The sequence below is a fragment of the Lacihabitans sp. LS3-19 genome, assembly GCF_024343575.1.
Classification (GTDB): domain Bacteria; phylum Bacteroidota; class Bacteroidia; order Cytophagales; family Spirosomataceae; genus Leadbetterella.
Genome location: NZ_RJUA01000006.1, coordinates 62825 through 85681 on the forward strand (window position 1 = coordinate 62825; position 22857 = coordinate 85681).

General features: G+C 34.4%; 16 protein-coding genes, 1 tRNA gene and 1 pseudogene. 8 read left to right on the plus strand and 10 right to left on the minus strand.

What is annotated here, in order from left to right; genetic code table 11:
• Positions 1 to 12 precede the first annotated feature (12 nt).
• Positions 13 to 726: a hypothetical protein gene (locus EGI22_RS07695; protein WP_255067543.1), complete on the plus strand. Its 714-nt coding sequence runs from the start codon at positions 13 to 15 to the stop codon at positions 724 to 726.
• A 55-nt stretch (positions 727 to 781) separates the two neighbouring features.
• Here EGI22_RS07695 and EGI22_RS07700 read toward each other — a convergent pair whose 3' ends face one another.
• From EGI22_RS07700 to nhaC, 5 genes are all read right to left on the minus strand, one after another.
• On the minus strand, positions 782 to 3919 hold the full coding sequence (locus tag EGI22_RS07700; RefSeq protein WP_255067544.1) for a glycoside hydrolase family 2 TIM barrel-domain containing protein: 3138 nt from the start codon (positions 3917 to 3919) through the stop codon (positions 782 to 784).
• Between the two features lie 38 nt (positions 3920 to 3957).
• Positions 3958 to 4413: a protein-disulfide reductase DsbD domain-containing protein gene (locus tag EGI22_RS07705; protein ID WP_255067545.1), complete on the minus strand. Its 456-nt coding sequence runs from the start codon at positions 4411 to 4413 to the stop codon at positions 3958 to 3960.
• Between the two features lie 12 nt (positions 4414 to 4425).
• On the minus strand, positions 4426 to 5820 hold the full coding sequence (locus EGI22_RS07710) for an MBL fold metallo-hydrolase RNA specificity domain-containing protein (RefSeq protein ID WP_255067546.1): 1395 nt from the start codon (positions 5818 to 5820) through the stop codon (positions 4426 to 4428).
• 187 nt (positions 5821 to 6007) lie between these two features.
• Positions 6008 to 7522 (minus strand): bifunctional phosphoribosylaminoimidazolecarboxamide formyltransferase/IMP cyclohydrolase, encoded by a 1515-nt coding sequence (purH, locus tag EGI22_RS07715; protein WP_255067547.1) that lies wholly within the window; start codon positions 7520 to 7522, stop codon positions 6008 to 6010.
• A 159-nt stretch (positions 7523 to 7681) separates the two neighbouring features.
• On the minus strand, positions 7682 to 9127 hold the full coding sequence (gene nhaC / locus EGI22_RS07720) for a Na+/H+ antiporter NhaC (RefSeq protein ID WP_255067548.1): 1446 nt from the start codon (positions 9125 to 9127) through the stop codon (positions 7682 to 7684).
• A gap of 250 nt (positions 9128 to 9377) precedes the next feature.
• Here nhaC and EGI22_RS07725 point away from each other — a divergent pair, with 250 nt between their 5' ends.
• The gene (locus tag EGI22_RS07725) at positions 9378 to 10277 is read left to right on the plus strand and encodes an SMP-30/gluconolactonase/LRE family protein (protein WP_255067549.1); all 900 of its coding nucleotides are present in this window, start codon (positions 9378 to 9380) and stop codon (positions 10275 to 10277) included.
• A gap of 7 nt (positions 10278 to 10284) precedes the next feature.
• Here EGI22_RS07725 and EGI22_RS07730 read toward each other — a convergent pair whose 3' ends face one another.
• From EGI22_RS07730 to EGI22_RS07740, 3 genes are all read right to left on the minus strand, one after another.
• Entirely contained in the window at positions 10285 to 10794 is a 510-nt protein-coding gene (locus EGI22_RS07730) for a phosphoheptose isomerase (RefSeq protein WP_255067550.1), read from the minus strand.
• 105 nt (positions 10795 to 10899) lie between these two features.
• A complete protein-coding gene (era, locus tag EGI22_RS07735; protein WP_255067551.1) occupies positions 10900 to 11787 on the minus strand; it encodes a GTPase Era in 888 nt (295 codons plus the stop codon).
• Positions 11784 to 13697, minus strand: coding sequence for an LTA synthase family protein (locus EGI22_RS07740; protein ID WP_255067552.1), 1914 nt, complete (start codon positions 13695 to 13697; stop codon positions 11784 to 11786). Before EGI22_RS07740 ends, era begins: the two co-directional genes overlap by 4 nt.
• Before the next feature lie 79 nt (positions 13698 to 13776).
• Here EGI22_RS07740 and EGI22_RS07745 point away from each other — a divergent pair.
• A tRNA-Met gene (locus EGI22_RS07745) sits at positions 13777 to 13849 on the plus strand.
• Between the two features lie 473 nt (positions 13850 to 14322).
• Here EGI22_RS07745 and EGI22_RS07750 read toward each other — a convergent pair.
• Complete coding sequence (locus EGI22_RS07750) at positions 14323 to 16572, minus strand: tail fiber domain-containing protein (protein ID WP_255067553.1); 2250 nt, start codon at positions 16570 to 16572, stop codon at positions 14323 to 14325.
• A 190-nt stretch (positions 16573 to 16762) separates the two neighbouring features.
• On the opposite strand from EGI22_RS07750, the pseudogene EGI22_RS07755 reads away from it, so the two are divergent.
• Positions 16763 to 18025 (plus strand): annotated as a pseudogene (locus EGI22_RS07755) (sorbosone dehydrogenase family protein).
• A gap of 62 nt (positions 18026 to 18087) precedes the next feature.
• Here EGI22_RS07755 and EGI22_RS07760 read toward each other — a convergent pair.
• Positions 18088 to 18552, minus strand: a complete 465-nt coding sequence (locus EGI22_RS07760; protein WP_255067554.1) for a DUF5004 domain-containing protein — start codon at positions 18550 to 18552, stop codon at positions 18088 to 18090.
• 211 nt (positions 18553 to 18763) lie between these two features.
• Here EGI22_RS07760 and EGI22_RS07765 point away from each other — a divergent pair, with 211 nt between their 5' ends.
• From EGI22_RS07765 to EGI22_RS07780, 4 genes are read left to right on the plus strand one after another with little or no spacing between them, the layout of a single operon-like run.
• Positions 18764 to 19345 carry a TIGR00730 family Rossman fold protein gene (locus EGI22_RS07765; protein WP_255067555.1) on the plus strand — a complete coding sequence of 194 codons (582 nt, stop codon included), beginning with the start codon at positions 18764 to 18766 and terminating at the stop codon, positions 19343 to 19345.
• A gap of 44 nt (positions 19346 to 19389) precedes the next feature.
• Positions 19390 to 20136, plus strand: a complete 747-nt coding sequence (locus tag EGI22_RS07770; protein WP_255067556.1) for a hypothetical protein — start codon at positions 19390 to 19392, stop codon at positions 20134 to 20136.
• A 32-nt stretch (positions 20137 to 20168) separates the two neighbouring features.
• Complete coding sequence (eat, locus tag EGI22_RS07775; RefSeq protein ID WP_255067557.1) at positions 20169 to 21470, plus strand: ethanolamine permease; 1302 nt, start codon at positions 20169 to 20171, stop codon at positions 21468 to 21470.
• Positions 21471 to 21497: 27 nt separating this feature from the next.
• Positions 21498 to 22850, plus strand: a complete 1353-nt coding sequence (locus tag EGI22_RS07780) for a glutamine synthetase family protein (RefSeq protein WP_255067558.1) — start codon at positions 21498 to 21500, stop codon at positions 22848 to 22850.
• Positions 22851 to 22857 lie beyond the last annotated feature (7 nt).

The following is a 22857-nucleotide window of genomic DNA, read 5'->3' on the forward strand; positions in this document are numbered from 1 at the left end:
CTCAAAATTAAGATGTCAAATAGATTCATAGGTTTCAATCTTACAATTTTAGCTATTTCAAATATCTTTTTTTTCAACCTTGCATTAGAAATTCAACCTTTAACATATCAAGATATTGTTTTGGGGAAGATTTTGAATCAAAGTAACCGTTTGCTTATCTTCTTATATATAATAACTAATAATAAATTCACTTTTAAAGAAATTAATATTTCAATAATCTTACTTATTATAATTGTAGGATTTAGCAATGAAGTTTTTAATTATTTTTATATTCAAGAAGATAAAATTCTTGAAAACAGTATATTTATGATAATAGAAAAACTACTCTGGATATTAATATTTATATCATTGGGAGGAAGACTATTTACAAAAAATCATATTAAAAGCTTTTTGAATTTAATTTTCGGATTTTCACTTTTATATTTTTCCTATAAGGCAATACAATCAAACACGGAATTAAAAGCTATTCCTTTTTTAAATTTTACAATGCTTATAATAATAGCTTTTGTAATATTTAGCTCAAATATTAGAGAGTCATATTTTCATATGTTAGGTATTGGTGCATTATTAATAACCTTTGGTGACCTAGCATTTATATATTCAGGTTACTTTGAAGATTTGCATTGGAGATCCTTATATCTTTTACCAAGATTTTTAATAAGCATCGGAGAACTCATGATTATATACAAAATACTTGAAAATTATAATTCAGAAAATTTCGTCTAAATTTTTCTATTCAACTAAATTCAATAGTTTATTGTGCTTGAAATTTTATAAATTTTTAAATCAACCGAATTACATAAGTGTAGCTGTAAGTTTTATCTAGTAATCTATATTGATTATGTGGCAAAGCGTACCATGAGTTATCTCCGCCTAATCCTCTTTGCATAAGATCTACATGCAAAAACACTTCGTTTCTGTGCTTAACATCTGTGGGATGTTGCTGTTTTTTTGTAAGGCCCGGGTCAATATCTTCTGTTTTAAAAGGTAAGGCACTAAAACTGAGTCCTTGTTTGCCTTCAATTGAAAGCCCATGCATAGTTTTATCAAGAATTTGAAGCCATCTGGTATCTGTATGATAGCCTGTTTCTTGAGGTCTAATGTATGTCCAATCGTATTCTGAATTAATAAATTCGGAGTATTTGCCTACAAAAGCAGAAGTAAAACGGTCTTGATAGTTTTCTAATGGCCCTCGACCATAATAAGTCAAATTTCTATATTCTGGAGATAATTCAATCCTCATTCCAAATCTAGGCATTTCCGGCAAATCTAGCTTATCCATTGAGATAGTGGAATTTACTTTTATTGAACCATCATTCTGAATCGTATATTCTATCCTATATGGTACCATTAGACCTAATAACTCATATTGAATTGTTATTTTTAAACCTTCATTATTTTTCTGACCTATTTCAACATTTTTGAGTTTTTTATCAATATGAGCATTTCTCCAAATTCCAAGTTTTAGAGGCATGTCATTTCCAAAGTCATTGTCATTTGGAGCCCTCCAAAAATAAGGCTCAGGCATTTGATTCATAACATTAGAACTATTTAATAAAGTATACTGAGTAAAAACTGCTTTATCGGTGTCAAATTCTCCAGAAATATTGCCTGATTTAAATTTTAGGATTTTTCCCTCTTTTACAATTTCGAGATTTCCAGGAATATTCTTTTTCATTGAATCAAAATATTGTTTTGAGCTCAACTGAAATTGCTCTTTAGCAACTTCATGACCAGCTGGAACCATTTCATTCCCTTTTTTTGAATATGCAAATACATTTAAAAAATATTCATCCTCTCCATTGCTATCTATATTTGGAATTTCTAGCATTATTTCTTTTAATTCATGAGGCGAAAGTTTCAAATTAAATTTCCCTTCAAAGGTTTTCGTTCCATTTTTTAAAATCTCCCATTTAAAGTCATAGTTTTCCAAATCTGTAAAATCAAAAAGATTCTGAACAGTCAGCATTCCTAAACTTATGTCTTTTGATTTAAATAAAATGTTTTGATATACTTTTTTTACTTCAAATATGCCGGGATGTAACCTCCGGTCTGAAGAAACTAAACCATTAGCACAAAAATTATCATCGTTTTGTAAATTTTGAGAACCTAAATCACCACCATATGCCCAAAAAACACGTCCATCAGAGGTTTTTGTTTTTAATCCTTGATCTACCCAATCCCAAATAAACCCTCCCTGCATTTGCGGACTACTCATGATAACATCCCAATATTCTTGAAAATTACCGTTGCTATTTCCCATGGCATGCGAATACTCACACATAATATATGGCCTAGATTGTGTTTTATCAGCAGCGTATTGCTTCATATATTCCATAGTAGGGTACATAGGGCAAACGATATCGGTATTGGCTTCTTGTCCAGCCTGCTCTGATTGCACGGGTCTATTATCTCTTGACTTCAGCCAAGCGTAGTTTTCCTTAAAAACCGGACCATTTCCACATTCATTCCCCAACGACCAGATTATTATAGAGGTAAAATTCTTATCTCTTTCAAACATCCTCTGTGTTCGGTCTATGTGAGCTGGGGCCCACTCCGGTTGATATGCCGTATGCGTAGTTTTATCTATTACACTTTGTAATTCTGCTCCCATTCCATGAGCTTCAATGTTTGCTTCGTCAACCACATAAAAGCCATACTTATCACAAAGCTTATAAAAATAAGGGTCGTTTGGATAATGGCTCATCCTAATTGCATTAATGTTGAATTGTTTCATCAGCTTTAGGTCTTTTATCATCAAATCTCTATTGGGCACATGACCATTTTCATCGTCATGTTCGTGTCTATTTACTCCATGAACTAAAGTAGCTACTCCATTAATCAACAACTGAGCATTTTTTATTTCTACACGCCTAAACCCAATCTTTGACCCTGTAAGGCTTAAAAGCTTTCCCTTTTCGTCTGTTAATTTTATTATGCAATCATACAAATAAGGATTCTCAGCGTTCCACTTTATCGGGTCGCCTAATTCCGTTTTAAATTGAATTTTTTGGATTTCATTTTGGTTGAATGTAAATTTTTGTGCCTGTGAATAAACATTTTTTCCGTTTGCGTCTTTTAATATCACTTCTAAATTACCTCCTTTATTTAACGAATTTGGAAATTTCCTGATATCAACTTCACATGAAAAAAGGCCTTTTGTGTATGAGTCATCTAAATCAGCTTTTATGAAAAAATCCCATATACTAGTTCTCTCCATGGCTATCATATATACATCTCTTTCGATACCAGAGAGCCTCCAGAAATCCTGATCTTCAAGATAGCTGCCATCATGCCACCTAATAACTTGAACGGCCAATGTATTGATTCCTTTCTTCAGAAATTTTGTGATATTAAATTCTGCGGGAGATTTCGACACTTTGCTTAATCCAACCTTTTGGCCATTCAAAAAAACTGTTGCACAACCTGTTATTGAACCAAAGTGCAAAATTATTTCTTTTCCAGTCCAATTTTCAGGTATTGTGAAGGTCCTTCTATAGGTTCCTACTGGATTGTCTTCTCCCACAAAAGGAGGGTTTTTAGGAAATGGATAAATTACATTGGTATAGATGGGAATTCCAAAACCTTTCAACTCCCAGTTAGAAGGCACATCAATTGTTTTCCAAGAAGATATATCTAGACCTTCTTTAAAAAACCCTTCTGGCTTATTGGCAACTTTTTCTGTAAACAAAAAATTCCATTTGCCATTTAAGGATTTATAATAAGGGGATTTTGAATACTCGTCTGCAATTACCCCATCTTCTGAATTATGGAAATAAAAGATAGATCTCGGTTTTTCTTTGTTTTGCTCAATTAAGAGTGGGTTTTCCCAATAATTGTTTTTAGAATAATCTTTAATTCCTTGCGAAAAGGCAATTTGACCAAGCAAAAAACTAAATAAGAAAAGAATATTTTTCATATATAAGTAAATAGAACAATCGATAATTTAATAAGTATTCAAAACTTAAAACTGAACTTGTCTTTGTTAGTTACACAACTTCCGTCTTTAACAGTACAAGCCTGATTTATTAATTTGCCTTCAACCAACGCTCCAGACTTTAAAATCTTTACTTTCTGGATAAACTTCGCTTCTTTTACATAATAATTCACCTTTCCTCCCCATATTTCATCATACTTTTCTTTAGGGTTTACAGGAATCAATTTGCCAATTACTTGAAACGAACCATTGTTTACAAACTGGACTTCGGTGGGACTTGGGCCTTCCACTTTCAATTCAGAACTGTAGATATACCATTCTTTATCAATTTTGCCAGAAAAAACTAAATCAACTGTGCTACCTACTGCTGCTTTTGAAGGATTAGACGTGAATGTCCATTTTACAGGCTTCACAATATCGAAGGACAAAATACTCAAACTAAAAATTAATGAAACTACTAAAAATCTGATTCTCATAAAATTTTAAATTTAAAAGGCAAAACCCTCGCCTTGATTGGGAATAATAATATTTTTAAAGCCCTCGGCATTTAATTTTTCTTTAAAAGCAATTTGCGTTTTGTATTCTCCATGAACCAAGAATAATGTTTTAACCTTTTCGGGATCTTGACATTTTAGTAGTTCTATTATTTCAGAGTAGTCCGCATGGGCGGAAAATGAATCCATAATTGCTATTTCTGCCTTTACTATTTTCTCCTCCCCAAAAATTTTAACAGTTGACTGACCTGTTTTTAACATAGCACCTAAGGAATTGGGAGAACAGTAGCCTACCATCAGGATGGTATTATCCCGATTTTCTATATTGTTGGCTATATGATGCTTAATTCGGCCAGCCTCTGCCATACCTGAAGCTGAAATAATTATACAAGGTTCTTTCGAAAAATTTAATTCTTTTGATTCCTCAACCTTAGTAATATAGTGCAGGTTATCAAAACCAAAAGCATCGCCGTCCCGCTCTATATATTTAAGAATATCAGGGTTAAAGTCCTCTCTATGCTTTTTCATTACCATTGTTGCATTTACTGCTAATGGACTATCCACATATACTTGAATACGAGGAAGTTTACCCTCACTTTCTAATTGATCCAAAGCATATATCAACTCCTGGGTTCTATCTACAGCAAAGGCAGGTATAATTAACTTTCCTCGTTTTTGTACACAAGTTTTATATACCAAATCCAACAAATGAGCCTTCATGTCAAGCTCAGGTTCATGTAACCTGTCACCATAAGTTGATTCACATATCAAATAATCCACCTGAGGAAAACTCTCAGGGCTTCTAAGTATTTTATCATTTGGTCGGCCAATATCACCAGTGAAGTAGATTTTCTTAGTTTCATTTTTTTCTTCTAAATGAATCAAAATCCCTGCACTGCCCAATATATGACCCGCATTAAAATATTCCACTCTTACCCCTTCTTCAAGATAAAATGCTTGATTGAGCTTTACAGTTTCAAACAAAGCCAAAGCTTCATTTACATCGGACTCTTCATATAAAAGTTCTAACTCTTCTTGATCTCTTTTCCGCCTCCTTTTATTTACTCTTTCAAGGTCTCTCTCTTGAATTCTAGCTGAATCCATAAGCATAATTTCACAAAGACTTTTTGTGGCAGCAGTGCAAAATATTTGACCCTTAAAACCTTTTTTTACAAGCCTAGGTACCAAACCAGAATGGTCAATATGGGCATGGGATAGCAATAAATAGTCAATTTCTGAAGGATTGAATCCAAAATTTAAGTTTAATTCACTTGTATTGATTCCCTGAAACATACCACAATCCATAAGGATTTTTGTGCCTTTTTGTGTAGTTAAAAGGTGTTTACTTCCTGTAACTTGTTGTGCCGCTCCGTAAAATTGTAGTTTCATTGTAATTATGTTTAAAATCTTTGCTTTTAGCATTATTTGATGCAAAATAAACAATTGTAGGTGAATTTAATATTTCTGATTAAAAAACTGCTTAATAAATAAAACAAAAAAGCAGAAATTCCTTGTCGAATTTCTGCTTTTTTTTATAATAAAAATAAGGATTTTGCCAACCTAAAGTATTAATTTCTCAATGTAAAAAATGCCTCACTCCTGTCATAACCATAGCAATGTCATGCTCATTGCAATAATCAATTGACAATTGGTCTTTGATAGATCCGCCCGGTTGCACAACAGCAGTAACGCCAACACTTCCGGCTATTTCAACACAGTCTGGGAAAGGGAAAAAGGCTTCAGATGCCATAACGGAGCCTTTTAAATCAAAACCAAATTCTTTTGCTTTGTCGATGGCTTGCTTTAGTGCATCAACTCTTGAAGTTTGTCCTACACCACTTGCCAATAGCTGTCCGTCTTTAGCTAAAACAACATTGTTTGACTTGAGATGTTTACAGATTTTCAAAGCAAACTCTAAAGCTTTGTTTTGATCTTCGGTAGGAATCTTATTAGTTACAACTTTAAAATGAGCTGTTTTTTCAGTTGAAAGATCTTTATCCTGCTCTAGAACACCATTTAAAAGAGTCCTAAACTGTTTCTTCGAAGTTTTAACTTCTTTTCTAATTAACAATCTTCTGTCTCTTTTCTTTTTCAAGACCTCTAAAGCATCCTCATCAAAAGAAGGTGCAATCAATATCTCGAAAAACAATTTGTGCAATTCTTCAGCCGTAGCCAAGTCTACATTCGTGTTTGTAATAATAACACCTCCAAAAGCAGACACTGGATCGCAAGAAAGTGCATTTAAATATGCTTGCCTGGATGTTTCCGCTGTAGCAACGCCACAGGCGTTGTTATGCTTTACGATTACATAAGTTAAATCTTCAAATTCTTCTATCAATCTTACACACGCATCTACATCCATTAGGTTGTTATACGAAAGTTCTTTTCCGTGCAATTGTGTAAACATCTCATCAAGATTTCCATAGAAACTGGCGGATTGGTGCGGGTTTTCACCATAACGAAGCGGAGTTTGTTGAGAAGCTCTAAAGTTTCCTCCGTCGTCTATTCCAGCAAAATAGGCGTGGATAGCTGAGTCATAATGAGAACTTGTGCCAAAGGCTAACATTGCATATTTTTTTCTATCTTCAAAGTCCGTACCGCAGCCTTTTGCCGATAAAATTTCAAAAACGTCATCATATTGTGTCCTCGATGATACTATTAACACATCTTGGAAGTTTTTAGCCGCTCCACGTATCAAGGCGATTCCTCCAATGTCAATTTTTTCAATAATATCATCCTCTGAAGCCCCAGAAGCCACCGTTTCTTCAAATGGATAAAGGTCTACAATAACTAAGTCAATGGCTGGAATTTCTAAGTCTGCTGCAGTTTTTACATCGTCTTCGTTGTCTCTTCTATGTAATATTCCTCCGAAAACTTTTGGATGCAATGTTTTAACTCTTCCACCGAATATAGAAGGATATGAAGTAAGGTCTTCTACAGCTATTACTGGAATTCCCATTTCTTCGATAAAACTTTGGGTACCACCAGTTGAATATATCTTTACGTCATTTTCATGAAGCAATTTTACGATTTTGTCTAAACCATCTTTGTAGAATACAGAGATAAGTGCCGACTCGATTTTCTTTGACATAAGTTTAATTAAGAATTTTTGTGCAAAAGTAAGGTTTTTTTAAAGAAATTTCCCTCATCACTATAACAAATAATAAACTTAAGTCTTAGCAAATCAATGACTATGAAATATTAAATCTGAGTTGAGCAATTTGTTTTTTAGCAAAAACAAATTCTCTATTTACGCAATATCTTCAACAATTTTCTTGATTTTGATATTCAAAGCTGCAAAAAGCAATGTCATAAATGGACTTATAATATTGAAAAAAGCATAAGGTAAATAAGCCAATGTATCAACACCCAATACTTGAGATTGATAAGCTCCGCAGGTATTCCACGGCACTAAAACCGAAGTCACAGTACCTGTATCTTCCAATGTTCGGCTTAAGTTTTCAGGGGCTAAGTTTTTTTGTTTATAGGCTTCTGCAAACATTTTGCCTGGAACAACAATCGCTAAATATTGATCAGAGGCCGTTAAGTTTAATGCCAAACAACTAGCAACAGTACTTGCAAATAACCCAAAAACACTAGTGGCAAAGGAAAGTAAAACTTCAGTAATTTTTGATAAAGCACCAATTGCTTCCATAACCCCTCCAAAAATCATGGCACAGATAATCAACCAAATTGTGCTTAACATGCCTGCCATTCCCTTGGCTCTAAACAAATCTGTCAATTGACTATTATCGGTTTCTATACTGGTTTGAATAGTTAAAGCATTTAAAACACCTTTATAGCCAGTTACAAAATCCATTTGTGTGCCTCCTCCAACCTTTGCTACAATACTAGGTTGAAAAATTAAGGCGAATACTCCACCTAAAACGGCTCCAGTAAATAAGGCTATTAATGGATTGGTTTTTTTAATAATCATAAAAATTACTAAAGCAGGAACTAGAAATAAAAATGGACTTACATTAAAAATATCCGTTATTGATTTAAGCGTTTTTTCGGTATCAACTTCTCCTGTACTTGTACTAAAAAGTCCGATAAAAATAAAAATTATCAAAGTAATCAAGAACGTTGGAACAGTGGTTATTGTCATATATCGAATATGTGTAAACAAGTCTGTGCCAGCCATAGCTGGAGCTAAATTAGTTGTATCAGACATTGGAGACATTTTATCACCGAAATACGCACCTGATATAACCGCCCCTGCTACCATTCCTGAATCAAACCCCAAGGATTGACCAATCGCGATTAAAGCAATTCCAACTGTAGCAGAAGTAGTCCAAGAACTGCCAGTGGCGACAGACACTATAGCAGTAATAATTAAAGTTGCAGGAAAAAATATACTAGGTTGCAAAATTTTTAGACCATAATATATCATGGTTGGAATAATTCCGCTTATGAGCCATGTACCAGATAATGAACCTACGAATAAAAGAATCAAAATAGCTCCAGAAGTAGACTTTATGTTATCATATACGTTTTCTAACATTTCCGAAACCTTAAATTTGTTTTTTAAACCGATTGCCATAGCAACAGCAGCTCCTATTATTAAAACAAATTGGTTTGAACCTGAAGTAGCAGAATCACCAAATACATATACATTAAAAGCTAAGATAGAAATAAGGACTAATGCGGGCAAAAGTGCCTCCCAAAGCTTTATTTGTTTTTTAGTTTTGTTCATTTTTAATTCAATTAGGGTAAAAATCGTTAATAGAAGTGTTATAATCTGCTTGTTAAAGGTAAAGTAAATAAAAAATGAAATTGAATCAAAGCATTAATATTCTCATTCAAATTTTATTAAAAGGTTAGTAATTTAATTTTTGGAATTTTTATGGCTACAAATAAAATGAGATTGAATTCTCAAATAGAAAAATTCAAATATTAACCTTAATTTGCACAAATTAATATTCAACCTTATTCAATTTATAAATATGTTTCGACCACTTATTTTAATAATTGCATTATTTATTGTTCCAAAAATATGCACATCCCAAGATTTTGACACGCTTCAAATAGTAAAAAAAGGGGCAAAACTGCAACAAATATCTAAGCAGTTTAAGTTTACCGAAGGACCAGCAGTTGATAAAAAAGGAAATGTGTTTTTTACTGACCAACCCAATAATAAAATTTGGAAATATGATACCAAAGGTAATTTAAGCCTGTTTCTTGATAATGCGGGTCGGTCAAATGGTCTTTATTTCGATAAAAAGGGTAATCTGCTATCTTGTGCTGATGAAAAAAACGAGCTTTGGACAATAGACAAAAAAGGGAATCATAAAGTTTTGCTTGGCAACTATGAAGGAAAACTATTCAATGGTCCTAATGACCTTTGGATTGATCCGAAAGGCGGCATTTATTTTACCGATCCTTTTTATCCAAGAGATTATTGGACCAGAAAAAATCAAGAAATTGACAAAAAAAGAGTTTATTATTTAGCCAAAGATGCTAAAGCTGCAATAATAATGGATGAAGATTTTAAACAGCCCAATGGAATTGTTGGAAGTCCTGATGGCAAAAATCTGTTCGTAGCTGATATAGGTGCAAGTAAAACCTATAAATACGACATAGCTCCTGATGGCAAACTCACCAATAGAAAATTAATGGCCAATATGGGTTCTGATGGGATGACCTTAGACACAGAAGGGAATCTTTATTTAACTGGAAGAGGCGTGACAATTTTTAATAAAGACGGTCAGCAAATTGGAAAGATACCAGTTCCATCAGGTTGGACAGCCAATATTTGTTTTGGAGGTAAGGACCGAAAACTATTGTTTATTACTGCATCTGAATCAGTTTATACCTTGGAAATGAATGTAAAAGGGGCGAATTGAGCCCTTTTCATCTTCCAAAATCATCCTGAACTCTTACTATATCGTCCTCATTAGAAGGATTTTCTTTGTCGGTATGTTGCCATATTTCAGCTACTACGCCCCAGCCATCGGCTCCTAAAAGACGGTGTCTTTCTCCACATTTTAGGTTTATTACTTGTCCTATTTGCAATGGAAGCGGTATGTTCTCAATATCCGTATCAGAGATTACCACCCCTGCTACTCCACCTATTAGTTTCCAAATTTCCGCTCTTCTATGATGATATTGCCACGAAAGCCTTTTGTTTGGAGCTACTACCAATATTTTCGGACTAAGTTTTTCAAACCCGGCAAAATCCTCAAGACTTAAATGAGAAAAAAACTTTTCGATGAATGCTGGAGCTTGGGCTTCATCTATCACAAAGAATCCTCCCCAAGGGCGATTTTGGTCTTTTGAGACTACTGAAAACCCTTCTGTTTTTATAAATTTAGCGATTGATTCAAATACGTTTTCTTTCGAATTTTCTTTTAATAATTCCATTTTAAATTTATGATATAATTTTAATTTATATTAAGCGATTTAACTGCAATAACCTTTTAAAGCAAGCGGTCGACCTTTGGTGTGACCGCGTAACGGTCAAAAATTTTAATATCCAAAACGATCCAACTTGGCCTTTTGCTGTCTCCAATCTGGTTCAACTTTTATGTATTGTTCTAGAAAGACCTTTTTGCCAAAAAACTTTTCCATTTCTATTCTTGCCTCTATACCTACTTTTTTGATTCTTTCACCTTTATGGCCTAATAAAATAGCCCTTTGGGTAGCTCTTTCTACAAATATTTCGCTCGAAACCTTAATAATATCATCTGATTCTCTAAACTCTGTGATGACCACTTCGCAACTGTAAGGTATCTCTTTTTTATAATTTGTAAAAATCTTTTCTCTTACCAATTCCGCCGCAAAAAACCTTTCTGGTTTATCCGTAAGTTCATCCTTGGGAAAATATGGCGGATGAACAGGCAAAAAAGAAATAACTTGCTTAAGCAAATCTTCAACACCGACATTGTTAAGAGCTGAAATCGACAAAATGATTTTTGGATCAAAAACAGTTTTCCAATGTTGTATTTTTTCTTCAATAACCTCCTCTGTAGCAAGGTCAATTTTATTTATAATTAAAATAATAGGACTTTCACAATGTTTCAATTTCTGAATTACATCCTCTTCATCATATTTTTCATAAATATCCGTAACAAAAAGTACAACGTCTGCGTCTTCAAGCGAACCATGGACAAACTCCATCATGGCATTATGCAGTTCGTATTGAGGTTTGATAATACCCGGTGTGTCGCTGTAAACCAATTGAAAATCATAGTCTGGCATTTCGCCATTTACGATTCCCATAATCCTATGTCGGGTTGTTTGGGCTTTTGAAGTAATAATGGACAGTTTCTCACCCACCAAAGCATTCATTAAAGTTGATTTGCCCACGTTTGGTTTCCCCACTATACTTATAAACCCTGCCCTGTGTTCTTTCATTTTATCGTTAGTCTGTTATCTATCATTCTATTTTGATATTGCTGCAGAAACCCTTTTAGATTAAGCTCCATTTTTTTTGCAAATTCATTGTCAGAAAGCAAAAGATTGTTCTTTAACAATTTATCGTCCACAAAATTATACAATCCTTGCGGTTTTTCCCCGTCAAACTGCATAACATATTTGCCTATGAACCATTGGTATTGGCCAAAGTAGTTAATTGCATAGTTCTGAGGCTTGTAGTCCAAAAGGTTTTTGCCAAATGCTAAATAGGGTTTATCAAAATTTAACAGCGACAATACAGTAGGTAAAACGTCTGATTGTTGGAAGTTTTTATCCGATTGTTCTGCTATTTGACCACCAGGATAATAAAAAAATATAGGTACTCTAAATCGCCCAACACTGTTAGAAAACTCTGGCAAAGTAGCGTGCGAACTGGTATGATCTCCGGATATTACAAATACGGTATTCTTAAACCAAGGTTTCGATTTAGCTTTTTCGAAGAATGCTTTCAAGGCAAAATCGGTATAACTTAGAGTTTCATAAATGGGATGTGGTCCTTTTTTGAATTTTCCTTGATACTTTTTTGGTATTTTAAAAGGGTCGTGCGAGGAAAGGGTAAAAACTGTACTAAAAAATGGTTGAGGAAATGAATCTAGTTTTTTGCCAAAAAAAGAAAGAAATGGTTCATCCCATATTCCCCAAATTCCATCTGAATCTTCATTATTACCATATTCATCTTTGCCAAAATAGTGATCAATACCTACCAAATTGGCAAATGACTGAAAACCCATAGAGCCATTAGGTGCTCCATGAAAAAACGAGGTATGATAATTTTTACTTTTCAAAAGTCCTGGCAAACTATTAAGTGTATTTGTAGAAAATGAAGAAAGCACAAATGGCTGTGTAAAACTTGGCACGCCACACCATAATGCCGGCAATGCTTCTATTGACTTTTTGCCATTTGCAAAACTATTTAAACTGTAAAAGGAATTTTGCCTTAAAGAGTCTAAAAAAGGCGTAAATCCTCCTGAAGTCTTATTTTTTTTAAGCAATCCTGAGGCTTCTTCACTGTAGCTTTCAATAATTATAATGACAACATTGAGAGGTGAAAATACTTTTGATGTATCTGGAATATGAATTGGAGAGTATTCGGTTTCAAGTTCTTTGTCAGATTTAAAAAAGGTTAATCTTTGGGCTTTTTGTTTGCCCAAGGTTTTGAAAATGGTAAACGGTGTATTAAAAACCAAAGCAGTTTGATTGGCTTGTTTTACATATTCTCCTGCATGGTTTAATCCCAAAGGTCTGGTGGCATGTCGTAAATCGCCGCCACGTAAACCAGCGACTATGAAAAATAAGGCTATGAATGAAAAGTCAAAATGAGCATGTGAGTTTTTGAAAAACTGACCAATTTTAATTTTTTTGATTATTAAATATAGCATAAATAAAAATACCAACCAGACAGCCCAAACATACCAATATCGCCAAAGAAAACTAATTAAAAGATGATTTAGATTATTAAAATCTTGAAGTTCGTTGAGGCTTGTCCAAGTAGTGCGGCGTAAATTAAACTGGTAATAGACAGCATCAATACAATTGGCCAAAATACCGATACCATTTGTTATTAAGAACAAAACATCCGTAAAAGTCCTTAATGATGCGGATTTTAAGAGATTCCCTGGCAGAATATAAATCAAAATAAAAAGAATATTAAGATATAAAACACTCACAATATCAAACCGAACACCTCCCCAAAAAATCAAAAGGGCTTCTTTGGTATTGATATTAAAGAAATCTTTATTGCTTATGAGAAAATGAAGCCTCGAAATTGAAAACAAAACCAATACTGCCAATAGCCTAAATATCAGTACCGAGGGAAGGTTTCGAAAAGAAAATGAGGGTTGTTTCGGCATTAGCAAAGCAGAATTATCAGTTTTTTCTACAAAGATACTTGATTTTTAAAAATATCTTCTTACCTTTGCAGTCCAATATCGCGGGATGGAGCAGTTGGCAGCTCGTCGGGCTCATAACCCGAAGGTCACAGGTTCGAGTCCTGTTCCCGCTACACAAAGGAGGTCATTTGACCTCCTTTTTTTATTTACGCTTGTCGGGCTCATAATCCGAAGGACGCAGGGGCGGGGCGGACGGCTAGTCTCCTGTTCCCGCTACACAAAGGAGGTCATTTGACCTCCTTTTTTTATTTTACGCTTGTCGGGCTCATAATCCGAAGGACGCTGGGGCGAGGCGGACGGCTAGTCTCCTGTTCCCGCTACTTTTAGGAGGTCAATTGACCTCCTTTTTTTATTTTACGCAATTTGGACTCATTATCTGAAGGACTCTGGGGCGAGGCGGACAGCTAGTCTCATGTTCATGCTACACAGATGAGGTCATTTGACCTCCTTTTTTTATTTTAAGCAATTTGGGCTCATTATCTTAAGGACACTGGGGCGAGGCGGACGGCTAGTCTCTTGTTTCCACTATTTTTAGGAGGTCAATTGATTTACTTTTTCAAATAAGTTTAGCAAAATATACATGGATTTAATAATTTTCTGCTGATAATTTATTTTCTATCACCTCTATCTTACTTGCCAACTTCTGTATCATGCTTTCATAGTTCTCATTCTTCTTTTTCAATTCCTCAATAATAGTTTGCTGTTCTTTTACTGCATTAACTAAGGGCATAACAAAATCAGAATAAGTTAATGAATATGTTCCATTTTGAGATATTTGGATTCCGCTAAATGGCAATTTAAGCCCTTTTACTGCCTCTTCCACTTCTTGTGCTATAAATCCATCATGCATGGTTTTTGTCTTATCTGAGATGTAATTGTAACGCTTAGGATTAAGCTTTAGAATGAAATTTAGACCTAAATCATTATTACTAACAATATTCTCTTTGAGCCTCAAATCTGAGGGGGTACTCCAAGATACTTGACCTTCTATTACGGTAACACTACCATTACCAATTCTGATTTTATTATTATCGTCTACTAAAGCATAAGCACCTATAACTGTTGAATTACTTAAACTGCCTGATGTTACATCTGCATTGTATCCAATAGCAGTATTACTTGTACCCGAAACATTTCCTTTTAAAGCCTCCACTCCAAAAGCAGAATTTTCACTACCATCAATATTGTTTCTTATAGCATCCCATCCAATAGCAGTATTATAATAGCCTGTTGTGTTTAAATAAAGTGAGCCTACCCCAAATCCACTATTGTGATGCCCATTTGTATTTGACCAAAGCGAATAATAGCCATTTGCAGAATTATTATGACCGTCTAAATTTGAATATAATGCTCCAGAACCCATTGCACTATTAAATCCACCAATTGTATTGGAATATAAAGAAGTAGACCCACTAGCAGTATTGTTTAGGCCATTTAAGTTAGAGTATAAAGCATTAGCCCCATTTGCGGTATTATAGTTTCCGTATGAATTAAGATATAAAGAATTATAACCATTAGCAGTATTATCATTTCCTGTTGAATTGGTAGTCAAAGAATTATAACCGCTAGCAGTATTGTTGCTACCAGTTGTATTAAAATGCAATGAACCAGCACCGTTTGCAGTATTATACCAACCTGTTTTATTATACCATAGTGAGCTATTACCTGTTGCTGTATTATAACTACCTGTAGTGTTATAATATAAAGAGGCTGAACCAGTAGAGGTATTGAAGTATCCTGTTGTATTAGAATAAAGTGATTGAAACCCGCTTGCAGTATTATCAATTCCTGTTGTATTAGAATACATAGAGTAAGAGCCACTTGCTGTATTGAAGTATCCTGTAGTATTAAAATAAAGTGATTTAGACCCGCTTGCCGTATTATTGCTACCTGTTGTATTTGAGCTTAGGGAGGACACGCCATTTGTAGTATTCCAATTTCCTGTTGTATTTGAGCGTAAAGACCAATAACCGCTTGCTGTATTATTAAAACCTGTTGTATTTGAAGATAAAGATGCATTACCATTTGCAGTATTATTAAACCCAGTTGTATTTGAATATAAAGATTCAACGCCATTTGCTGTATTATAAGAACCAGTTGTATTTGAATATAAAGATAACATACCATATGCCGTATTATTAAAACCTGTTACATTATTCCTTAAAGATTCAACGCCATTTGAAGTATTATTAGACCCTGTTGTATTTTCATACAAAGAATAAACACCACTTGCAGTATTATTAAACCCAATTGTATTTGAATATAAGGAATAAGCACCAGTTGCTGCATTCTTATACCCTGTTGTATTTGATGATAATGCTTTAAATCCATTTGCCGTATTATTGCTACCTAAGTTATTCCATAATGAATATGCCCCAGTTGCTGTGTTGTAAATACCAGATAAATTATAATATAAGGAATATGCACCATTCGCAGTATTGTTATGACCTGTTCTGTTGTAATACAATGAATTTGCACCAGTGGCCGTATTTTTTTCTCCTGTAGTATTAGCAAGTAATGAAGAGGAACCACTCGCAGTATTTTCTATCCCTGTTGTATTTCGACTTAAGGAAGATGAACCAATTGCAGTATTTTGTTTACCTGTAGTATTGAACGATAATGAATTATAACCAATAGCAGTATTGCTGCTACCTATCGTATTTAACCCTAAGGAATTACTTCCTAAAGCCACATTTTGAAAATTACTAGAATTTGTGCTACCTAAAAGCCCTTTCGGAGTAATGACTATTGAGCCATTTCCACTTGATAATGTTGAAATTTGTGCATTTGATAATGTAGAAATTGATAGAATTAAGAATAAGGTAATTTTTTTCATGTGTATTTTTTTTATTTGTCTAAATTAACTCATTAATTAAAATATTATCCTTACCTCTCTTTCTTTTTTTTTATAAAATAATTTTCAGTTTTAGAAACAGTCTTCTTTTGTCATCGTTTTCGTTTTTTCAATAATATTTCCAAAAAATCCATTTACTTTTAGGGAACAATTATTCAACCTTAAAAAACAAATGAAAAAAACATTGATTTTGGCTGCGTTTGGTATTTTAACAACGCTGGCTTTTCGCACATCTCATTCTTTCTTAATTTCTAAAATTCTTGATACTCCTAAAAGTGAAATTATAGTTCCAGCTGGCTTTAAAGCTGAAATTCTTGGTGCGGATTTAGGGGCTACAAGGCACATGGTAGTTTCAAAAAATGGCGTAATTTATGCCAAACTATCCAAACTAAAGGATGGTAAAGGAATGGTTAAACTTACCGATACCAAAAAAGACGGCAAAATAGATTTGACAGAATATTTCGGTGATTATACTGGTACGGGAGTTACAATAAAAAACGGATATTTGTATGCATCCTCAAACAAGGGCGTATTCCGTTATAAACTTGATGACAAAGAAAATATAATTAACACAGATGCTCCAGAAAAAATAATCGATGGCCTTGTAGACAAAGGAAGAGACAATGCAAAGCCTTTTGTATTGGATAATGCAGGGAACATTTACGTGACAGTTGGCTCATACAACGACCCTTGCCGAGAGCCTGGTACTGGAAACGGAATTAACCCTTGTACTATTTTAGACTCTGCCGGTGGAATCTGGAGATTTAAGGCAGATATGGCCAACCAATCTTATTCAGACGGAAAATTGTACGCAACAGGCTTAAAAAATGCCGTAGGCATCGCTTGGAATAATAAAACAAATACTTTGTTTGCGACAGTACACGGTAGAGGCCAATTCCATGATTTCTATTCGCAATACTATACCCCCAAACAAAGTCAAGAATTGCCAGCAGAGACGCTTTATGAATTGCATGAAGGTGATGATGCAGGTTGGCCGTATGTATATTATGACCAATTTCAGTAGAAAAAAATCGTAGCTCCTGAATATGGCGGCGATGGCAAAAAAACAGGTGGAGAAAAGGCTTTAGATCCTATAGTTGCATTTCCAGCACACCTCGGACCAAACGATCTGCTTTTTTATACTGGAAAAATGTTTCCAGCTAAATACCGAAATGGGGCTTTTATAGCGTTTCACGGACAATCGCCGGAACTTAAGAAAGGCTATTTGGTAGCATTTGTACCTTTTGTAAACAATAAGCCTTCAGGTAAATGGGAGATTTTTGCGGATAATTTTGCTGGAGTAGATCTTGTTAAACCTACTGGCCCGATTCAGCATAGACCATGCGGATTAGCCCAAGGCCCTGATGGTGCTTTATATGTTTGTGATGATTTGGGAGGGACTATTTTCAAAATAAGCTACAAACCAAAAAAGTAAAAATTTGGCATAAAAAAGGCGTGATTTGTAAAAAATCACGCCTTTTTTTAACTTAAAAATTTTTATTTCACTTTAGTAAATACTACAACTAAAGAAGAAAGTTCACCTTCAAAAGTTTCTTCATAAGTCCAAGTAAATTTACCATCTTCGAATACAACATTTCCATTGTATGGAGTAGCATCACTTTCTATAATATCAAGAGCTGTATCATTTGTTAGATTAAAAGTACCCGTTGGAGTAAAAATAAATAAAGATTCACCATTGTCATCTTTACAATCATTTGGTTCAAATACCGAATATTTATTATCCTCGGTAAATGTCATTGTAATATCTTTGGTACATGGATAAAAGGCGTTATACAAAGCCCAAATATCAAAAGCTTGGGAGCTGTCTTTATAATTGGCACTTGTAATTTTCCAAGTTCCTGCTATTTTGGCATTAGGACCAACATCTTCTTTTTTACAGCCAGTCAAGCCGACTAAAACGCCAAAAAAGATTACTAAAACGCTACTTTTTAATGATTTCATTTAAATAAATTGATTAATTACAGATTTTCAAGCAAATAAAAGTACTACAGAAATTCTTAATATTATTTTAATTCAATTAATAAAATGAAAATATGTCTCCTTTTAAACTATTTAAATTAGATATAATCAAAAAAAAAGCCAAAATTTGTTTTCAAAGAAAAAACCTTTTTTTTGTGTTTAAAAACCATTCTAAAATCAACAAACATCTGCTATGAAATCTATTTTGGTCTATTGCGGCTCGAATATGGGTAAAAATGAAATTTATAAAAATGCCGCTATAAGTTTAGGCTTGGAATTGGTAAAAAGAAATATTAAACTTGTTTATGGTGGCGGAAATAGGGGTTTAATGGGTGAAATATCAAGAACGGTTATGAAAAATGGAGGATATGCCATTGGCGTAATGCCTGATTTTTTGGTAAAAATGGAAGTTGCGAGCACGGAATTGTCAGAAATGATAATTGTAGAAACTATGCACCAAAGAAAATCGAAAATGGAAGAGCTTTGCGATGGAGTAATAACTTTGCCGGGAGGATTTGGAAGTATGGATGAATTGTTTGAAATATTAACATGGGGACAATTAGGTTTACATAAAAAACCAGTCGGAATTTTAAATGTCAACGGTTTTTATGACCATTTGCTAGCCCAAATGGATTTTATGGTTGATGAGGGTTTTTTGAAAAAAGAAAATAGAAATTTACTAGTTTTCGATGAAAATATTGATTCATTATTAAACAAAATGAGCAATTTTAATCCTGAATACAGCAAAAAATGGATGGACAAAGACAATATTTAAGCTCACGTTCTTTTATTAAGATTTATTCTTAATTATTTACAAAAATGAAAAAACTTCTTAAAATTTTAGCAGTCTTTATAGGTTTGGTGTTTTTAGTGGGGATCATTTCATATTTTATTTTCAATGAAAAACTTCCCATAGGCGAAAACCCAAAAGAAGGTGATGAACTTGCACAAAAAATGCTGGTAGCATTAAATAAACCTGCTTGGGACTCAACCAATGTTCTAAGTTGGACTTTTAAAGGCCTTCATTCTTATGTTTGGGACAAAAAAAATAATTTGGTAGCAGTAAAATGGGATGACAAAGAAGTTTTATTAAACCTGGGTGATTGGCCAAAAGGTAAAGCCTTTGACAAAGGTGTCGAAATTACAGACAAACAATTAGATGTCTTAAGAGGCAAAGCCTACGCTTATTTTTGCAATGATTCCTATTGGCTGATAGCCCCATTCAAAGTCTTTGATGAGGGGGTAAGTCGAAGCATTGTAAATACTGAAGACAATAAAAAAGCCTTGTTGGTCAGCTACAGTTCGGGCGGTGTTACACCGGGAGATTCTTATTTATGGTTTTTGGATGACCAAAATATCCCAGAATCATTTAAAATGTGGGTAAAAATTATTCCAATAGGTGGTGTAAAAGCCACTTGGGAAAATTGGACAAAATCTGAAACTGGCGTAATGGTTGCAAAAAATCATAAATTGGGGCCTATGAATGTGGATTGTAGTGCAATTAAAATGGGTCTCAATTTAGAATCAATTGGTTTAAAGAGCGATTATTTTAAAGCAATTTTGTAAAATTTTAAAGATACATATAAATCAGAAATTGGATGGATCAAAAACTAAAAAAGACTTTGTCACCACTTTTGCTTTGGGGTTTAGGCGTGGGTTACGTGATTTCGGGCATGTACTTTGGTTGGAATCTCGGCCTAGAAAAGGGAGGCGTTTTTGGGATGGCTGCGGCCACTTTTTTGGTGATTGTGATGTATGTTTGTTTTAGTTTTTCATATACCGAACTGGCCTGTGCCATACCCAAAGCAGGAGGAGGATTTGATTATGCAAATCGAGCTTTCGGCAAAAATCTGGGTTTTATAACTGGCTTGGCACAAATTATCGAGTTTGTCTTCGCTCCTCCTGCCATTGCCATTGCCATCGGAACTTATCTCAACCTTTCATTTCCAAATATTCCAGTTTTTGGGGCTGCATTTACGGTCTATTTGATATTTACTGGATTAAATATTTATGGGGTAAAGGCTGCTGCAACTTTTGAGTTGTTCGTTACAGTTCTGGCAGTTTTTGAATTATTGCTTTTTGCGGGAATTACATTGCCCCATTTTTCGACTACTCAATTTACACAAAAGGCTTCTGTAGATGGTTGGGCCGGGGCTTTTGCAGCATTGCCTTTTGCTATTTGGTTTTTTCTAGGTATCGAGGGGGTTGCTAATGTGGCCGAGGAAACCAAAAATCCTCAAAAAGACATTTTAAAGGGGTTTGGATCTGCTATATTGACCCTTGCTGCTTTATGTATTTTGGTATTTTTAGCCTCTGTGGGTGTTGGAGGATGGGAGAAAATAGTTTTTAACGCCGATGGCTCTGTTTCAGATTCGCCTTTGCCATTGGCCATGGCTTTGGTGGTAAGCAAAGACTCTATAATGTATCATTTACTAATCAGTATAGGTATATTCGGATTGGTTGCTTCTTTTCACGGATTGATTCTGGCTTCGGGTAGGGCCACAATGGAGTTTGGAAAGTTGGGTTATGCTCCCAAAATTTTAGGAGAAGTAAGTCCAAAATTCAAAACACCGATGTTTGCTTTGCTTATAAATATGGCATTAGGACTCATAGCTTTGGTATCGGGGAAAACAGGGGAGATTATAACGATAGCCGTTTTTGGAGCTTTGGTTTTATATATTATTTCGATGTTGTCTTTAATAAAATTAAGAAATAGCGAGCCTAATTTAGAAAGACCTTTTAGGGTTCCTTTTTATCCAATCTTACCAATTTTAGCATTAATTATCGGAATAGTTTGCCTAATTTCCATGATTTATTTTAATCTGGTTTTGGCAGCTTTGTTTTTTGGCGTAATTCTGTTTTCATTTATTCTTTTTAGATACTTTTATAAAAAATATTGAGCTAAATAATTTTCAAAATTGCGTTTTATGTCTGAAAATGAAATTATAGAATATGTTAAAAACCATCCAAGTGGCCGAGTTAAAATTGCCGTTGCTGATATTGATGGTGTTTTAAGAGGTAAATATATTTCGACCGAAAAATTCATGTCCATAATCAATAATTCATTTGGATTTTGTAATGTGATTTTTGGCTGGGACATGGCCGATGTTGCTTATGACAATACAAATTACACTGGCTGGCATTCTGGGTATCCGGATGCAAATACCCAAATAGATTTAAATACTTTCCGTAAAATTCCTTGGGAAAATGATGTGCCGTTTTTTTTAGGTGAAATGATTGAAGGAAGCGAAAATCATGTTTGTCCGAGACAATTGCTCAAAAGAATAGAAAATCAAGCCAAAGAAATGGGTTACAAACCTTTGGTTTCTCAGGAATTCGAATGGTTTAATTTTGAAGAAACACCGCAAAGTGCAGCAGACAAAAACTTTCAAAGTTTAAAGCCGCTTACACCTGGAATGTTTGGGTACTCTATTTTAAGAAGTTCGCAACGTAACGATTTCTTTTCTGCCATTTTTGATAATCTAAAAGCTTTCGATGTGCCAATTGAAGGTTTACATACCGAAACTGGACCCGGCGTTTATGAAGCGGCTATTCAATATGGACCAACCTTGGAAGCTGCCGATAGAGCTATTTTGTTTAAAACGGCCATCAAAGAAATTGCCTATAAACATGGAATTATGGCGACTTTTATGGCAAAAATTAACGAAGACCTACCCGGCTGCGGAGGACATGTGCACCAAAGCATTTGGGATGCTGAAGGTAAAAACAATCTCTTCTTTGATGCCAATGATTTAAATAATATGAGTCCTTTGATGAAGAGTTTTGTAGCAGGTCAGTTGCTTTGTTTACCCGAAATACTTCCTTTGATTGCTCCTACTATAAATTCCTACAAAAGACTAGTAGAAGGGGCTTGGGCACCGACTACACTTACTTGGGGTGTTGACAACCGAACGGTGGCTTTAAGAGCATTGACAGGAGGAAATAAATCTTGCAGGTTAGAAACCCGTGTGGTAGGTGCTGATACCAACCCATATTTGGCCATTGCGGCATGCTTGTCTGCTGGCTTGTATGGTATTAAGCATAATTTGGAATTAAAACAGCCCGCAACAATTGGAAATGGTTATACCGATGAAAGCAACGGAAGGTTATCAAAAAATTTAATTGATGCTACCCATAAAATGAAGGAGTCTAAGATTGCAAACGAACTTTTGGGTGAATCATTTGTTAATCATTTTGCACAAACTAGGGAATGGGAGTGGAGAGAATTCTCGAAAAAAGTTACTGATTGGGAGTTAAAAAGATATTTTGAAATAATTTAATATAAAA

Coding starts and splice junctions, on each gene's coding strand:
- EGI22_RS07695 (WP_255067543.1), top strand. CDS start 13: ATGTCAAATAGATTCATAGGTTTCAATCTTACAATTTTAGCTATTTCA.
- EGI22_RS07700 (WP_255067544.1), bottom strand. CDS start 3,919: ATGAAAAATATTCTTTTCTTATTTAGTTTTTTGCTTGGTCAAATTGCC.
- EGI22_RS07705 (WP_255067545.1), bottom strand. CDS start 4,413: ATGAGAATCAGATTTTTAGTAGTTTCATTAATTTTTAGTTTGAGTATT.
- EGI22_RS07710 (WP_255067546.1), bottom strand. CDS start 5,820: ATGAAACTACAATTTTACGGAGCGGCACAACAAGTTACAGGAAGTAAA.
- purH (WP_255067547.1), bottom strand. CDS start 7,522: ATGTCAAAGAAAATCGAGTCGGCACTTATCTCTGTATTCTACAAAGAT.
- nhaC (WP_255067548.1), bottom strand. CDS start 9,127: ATGAACAAAACTAAAAAACAAATAAAGCTTTGGGAGGCACTTTTGCCC.
- EGI22_RS07725 (WP_255067549.1), top strand. CDS start 9,378: ATGTTTCGACCACTTATTTTAATAATTGCATTATTTATTGTTCCAAAA.
- EGI22_RS07730 (WP_255067550.1), bottom strand. CDS start 10,794: ATGGAATTATTAAAAGAAAATTCGAAAGAAAACGTATTTGAATCAATC.
- era (WP_255067551.1), bottom strand. CDS start 11,787: ATGAAAGAACACAGGGCAGGGTTTATAAGTATAGTGGGGAAACCAAAC.
- EGI22_RS07740 (WP_255067552.1), bottom strand. CDS start 13,697: ATGCCGAAACAACCCTCATTTTCTTTTCGAAACCTTCCCTCGGTACTG.
- EGI22_RS07750 (WP_255067553.1), bottom strand. CDS start 16,572: ATGAAAAAAATTACCTTATTCTTAATTCTATCAATTTCTACATTATCA.
- EGI22_RS07760 (WP_255067554.1), bottom strand. CDS start 18,552: ATGAAATCATTAAAAAGTAGCGTTTTAGTAATCTTTTTTGGCGTTTTA.
- EGI22_RS07765 (WP_255067555.1), top strand. CDS start 18,764: ATGAAATCTATTTTGGTCTATTGCGGCTCGAATATGGGTAAAAATGAA.
- EGI22_RS07770 (WP_255067556.1), top strand. CDS start 19,390: ATGAAAAAACTTCTTAAAATTTTAGCAGTCTTTATAGGTTTGGTGTTT.
- eat (WP_255067557.1), top strand. CDS start 20,169: ATGGATCAAAAACTAAAAAAGACTTTGTCACCACTTTTGCTTTGGGGT.
- EGI22_RS07780 (WP_255067558.1), top strand. CDS start 21,498: ATGTCTGAAAATGAAATTATAGAATATGTTAAAAACCATCCAAGTGGC.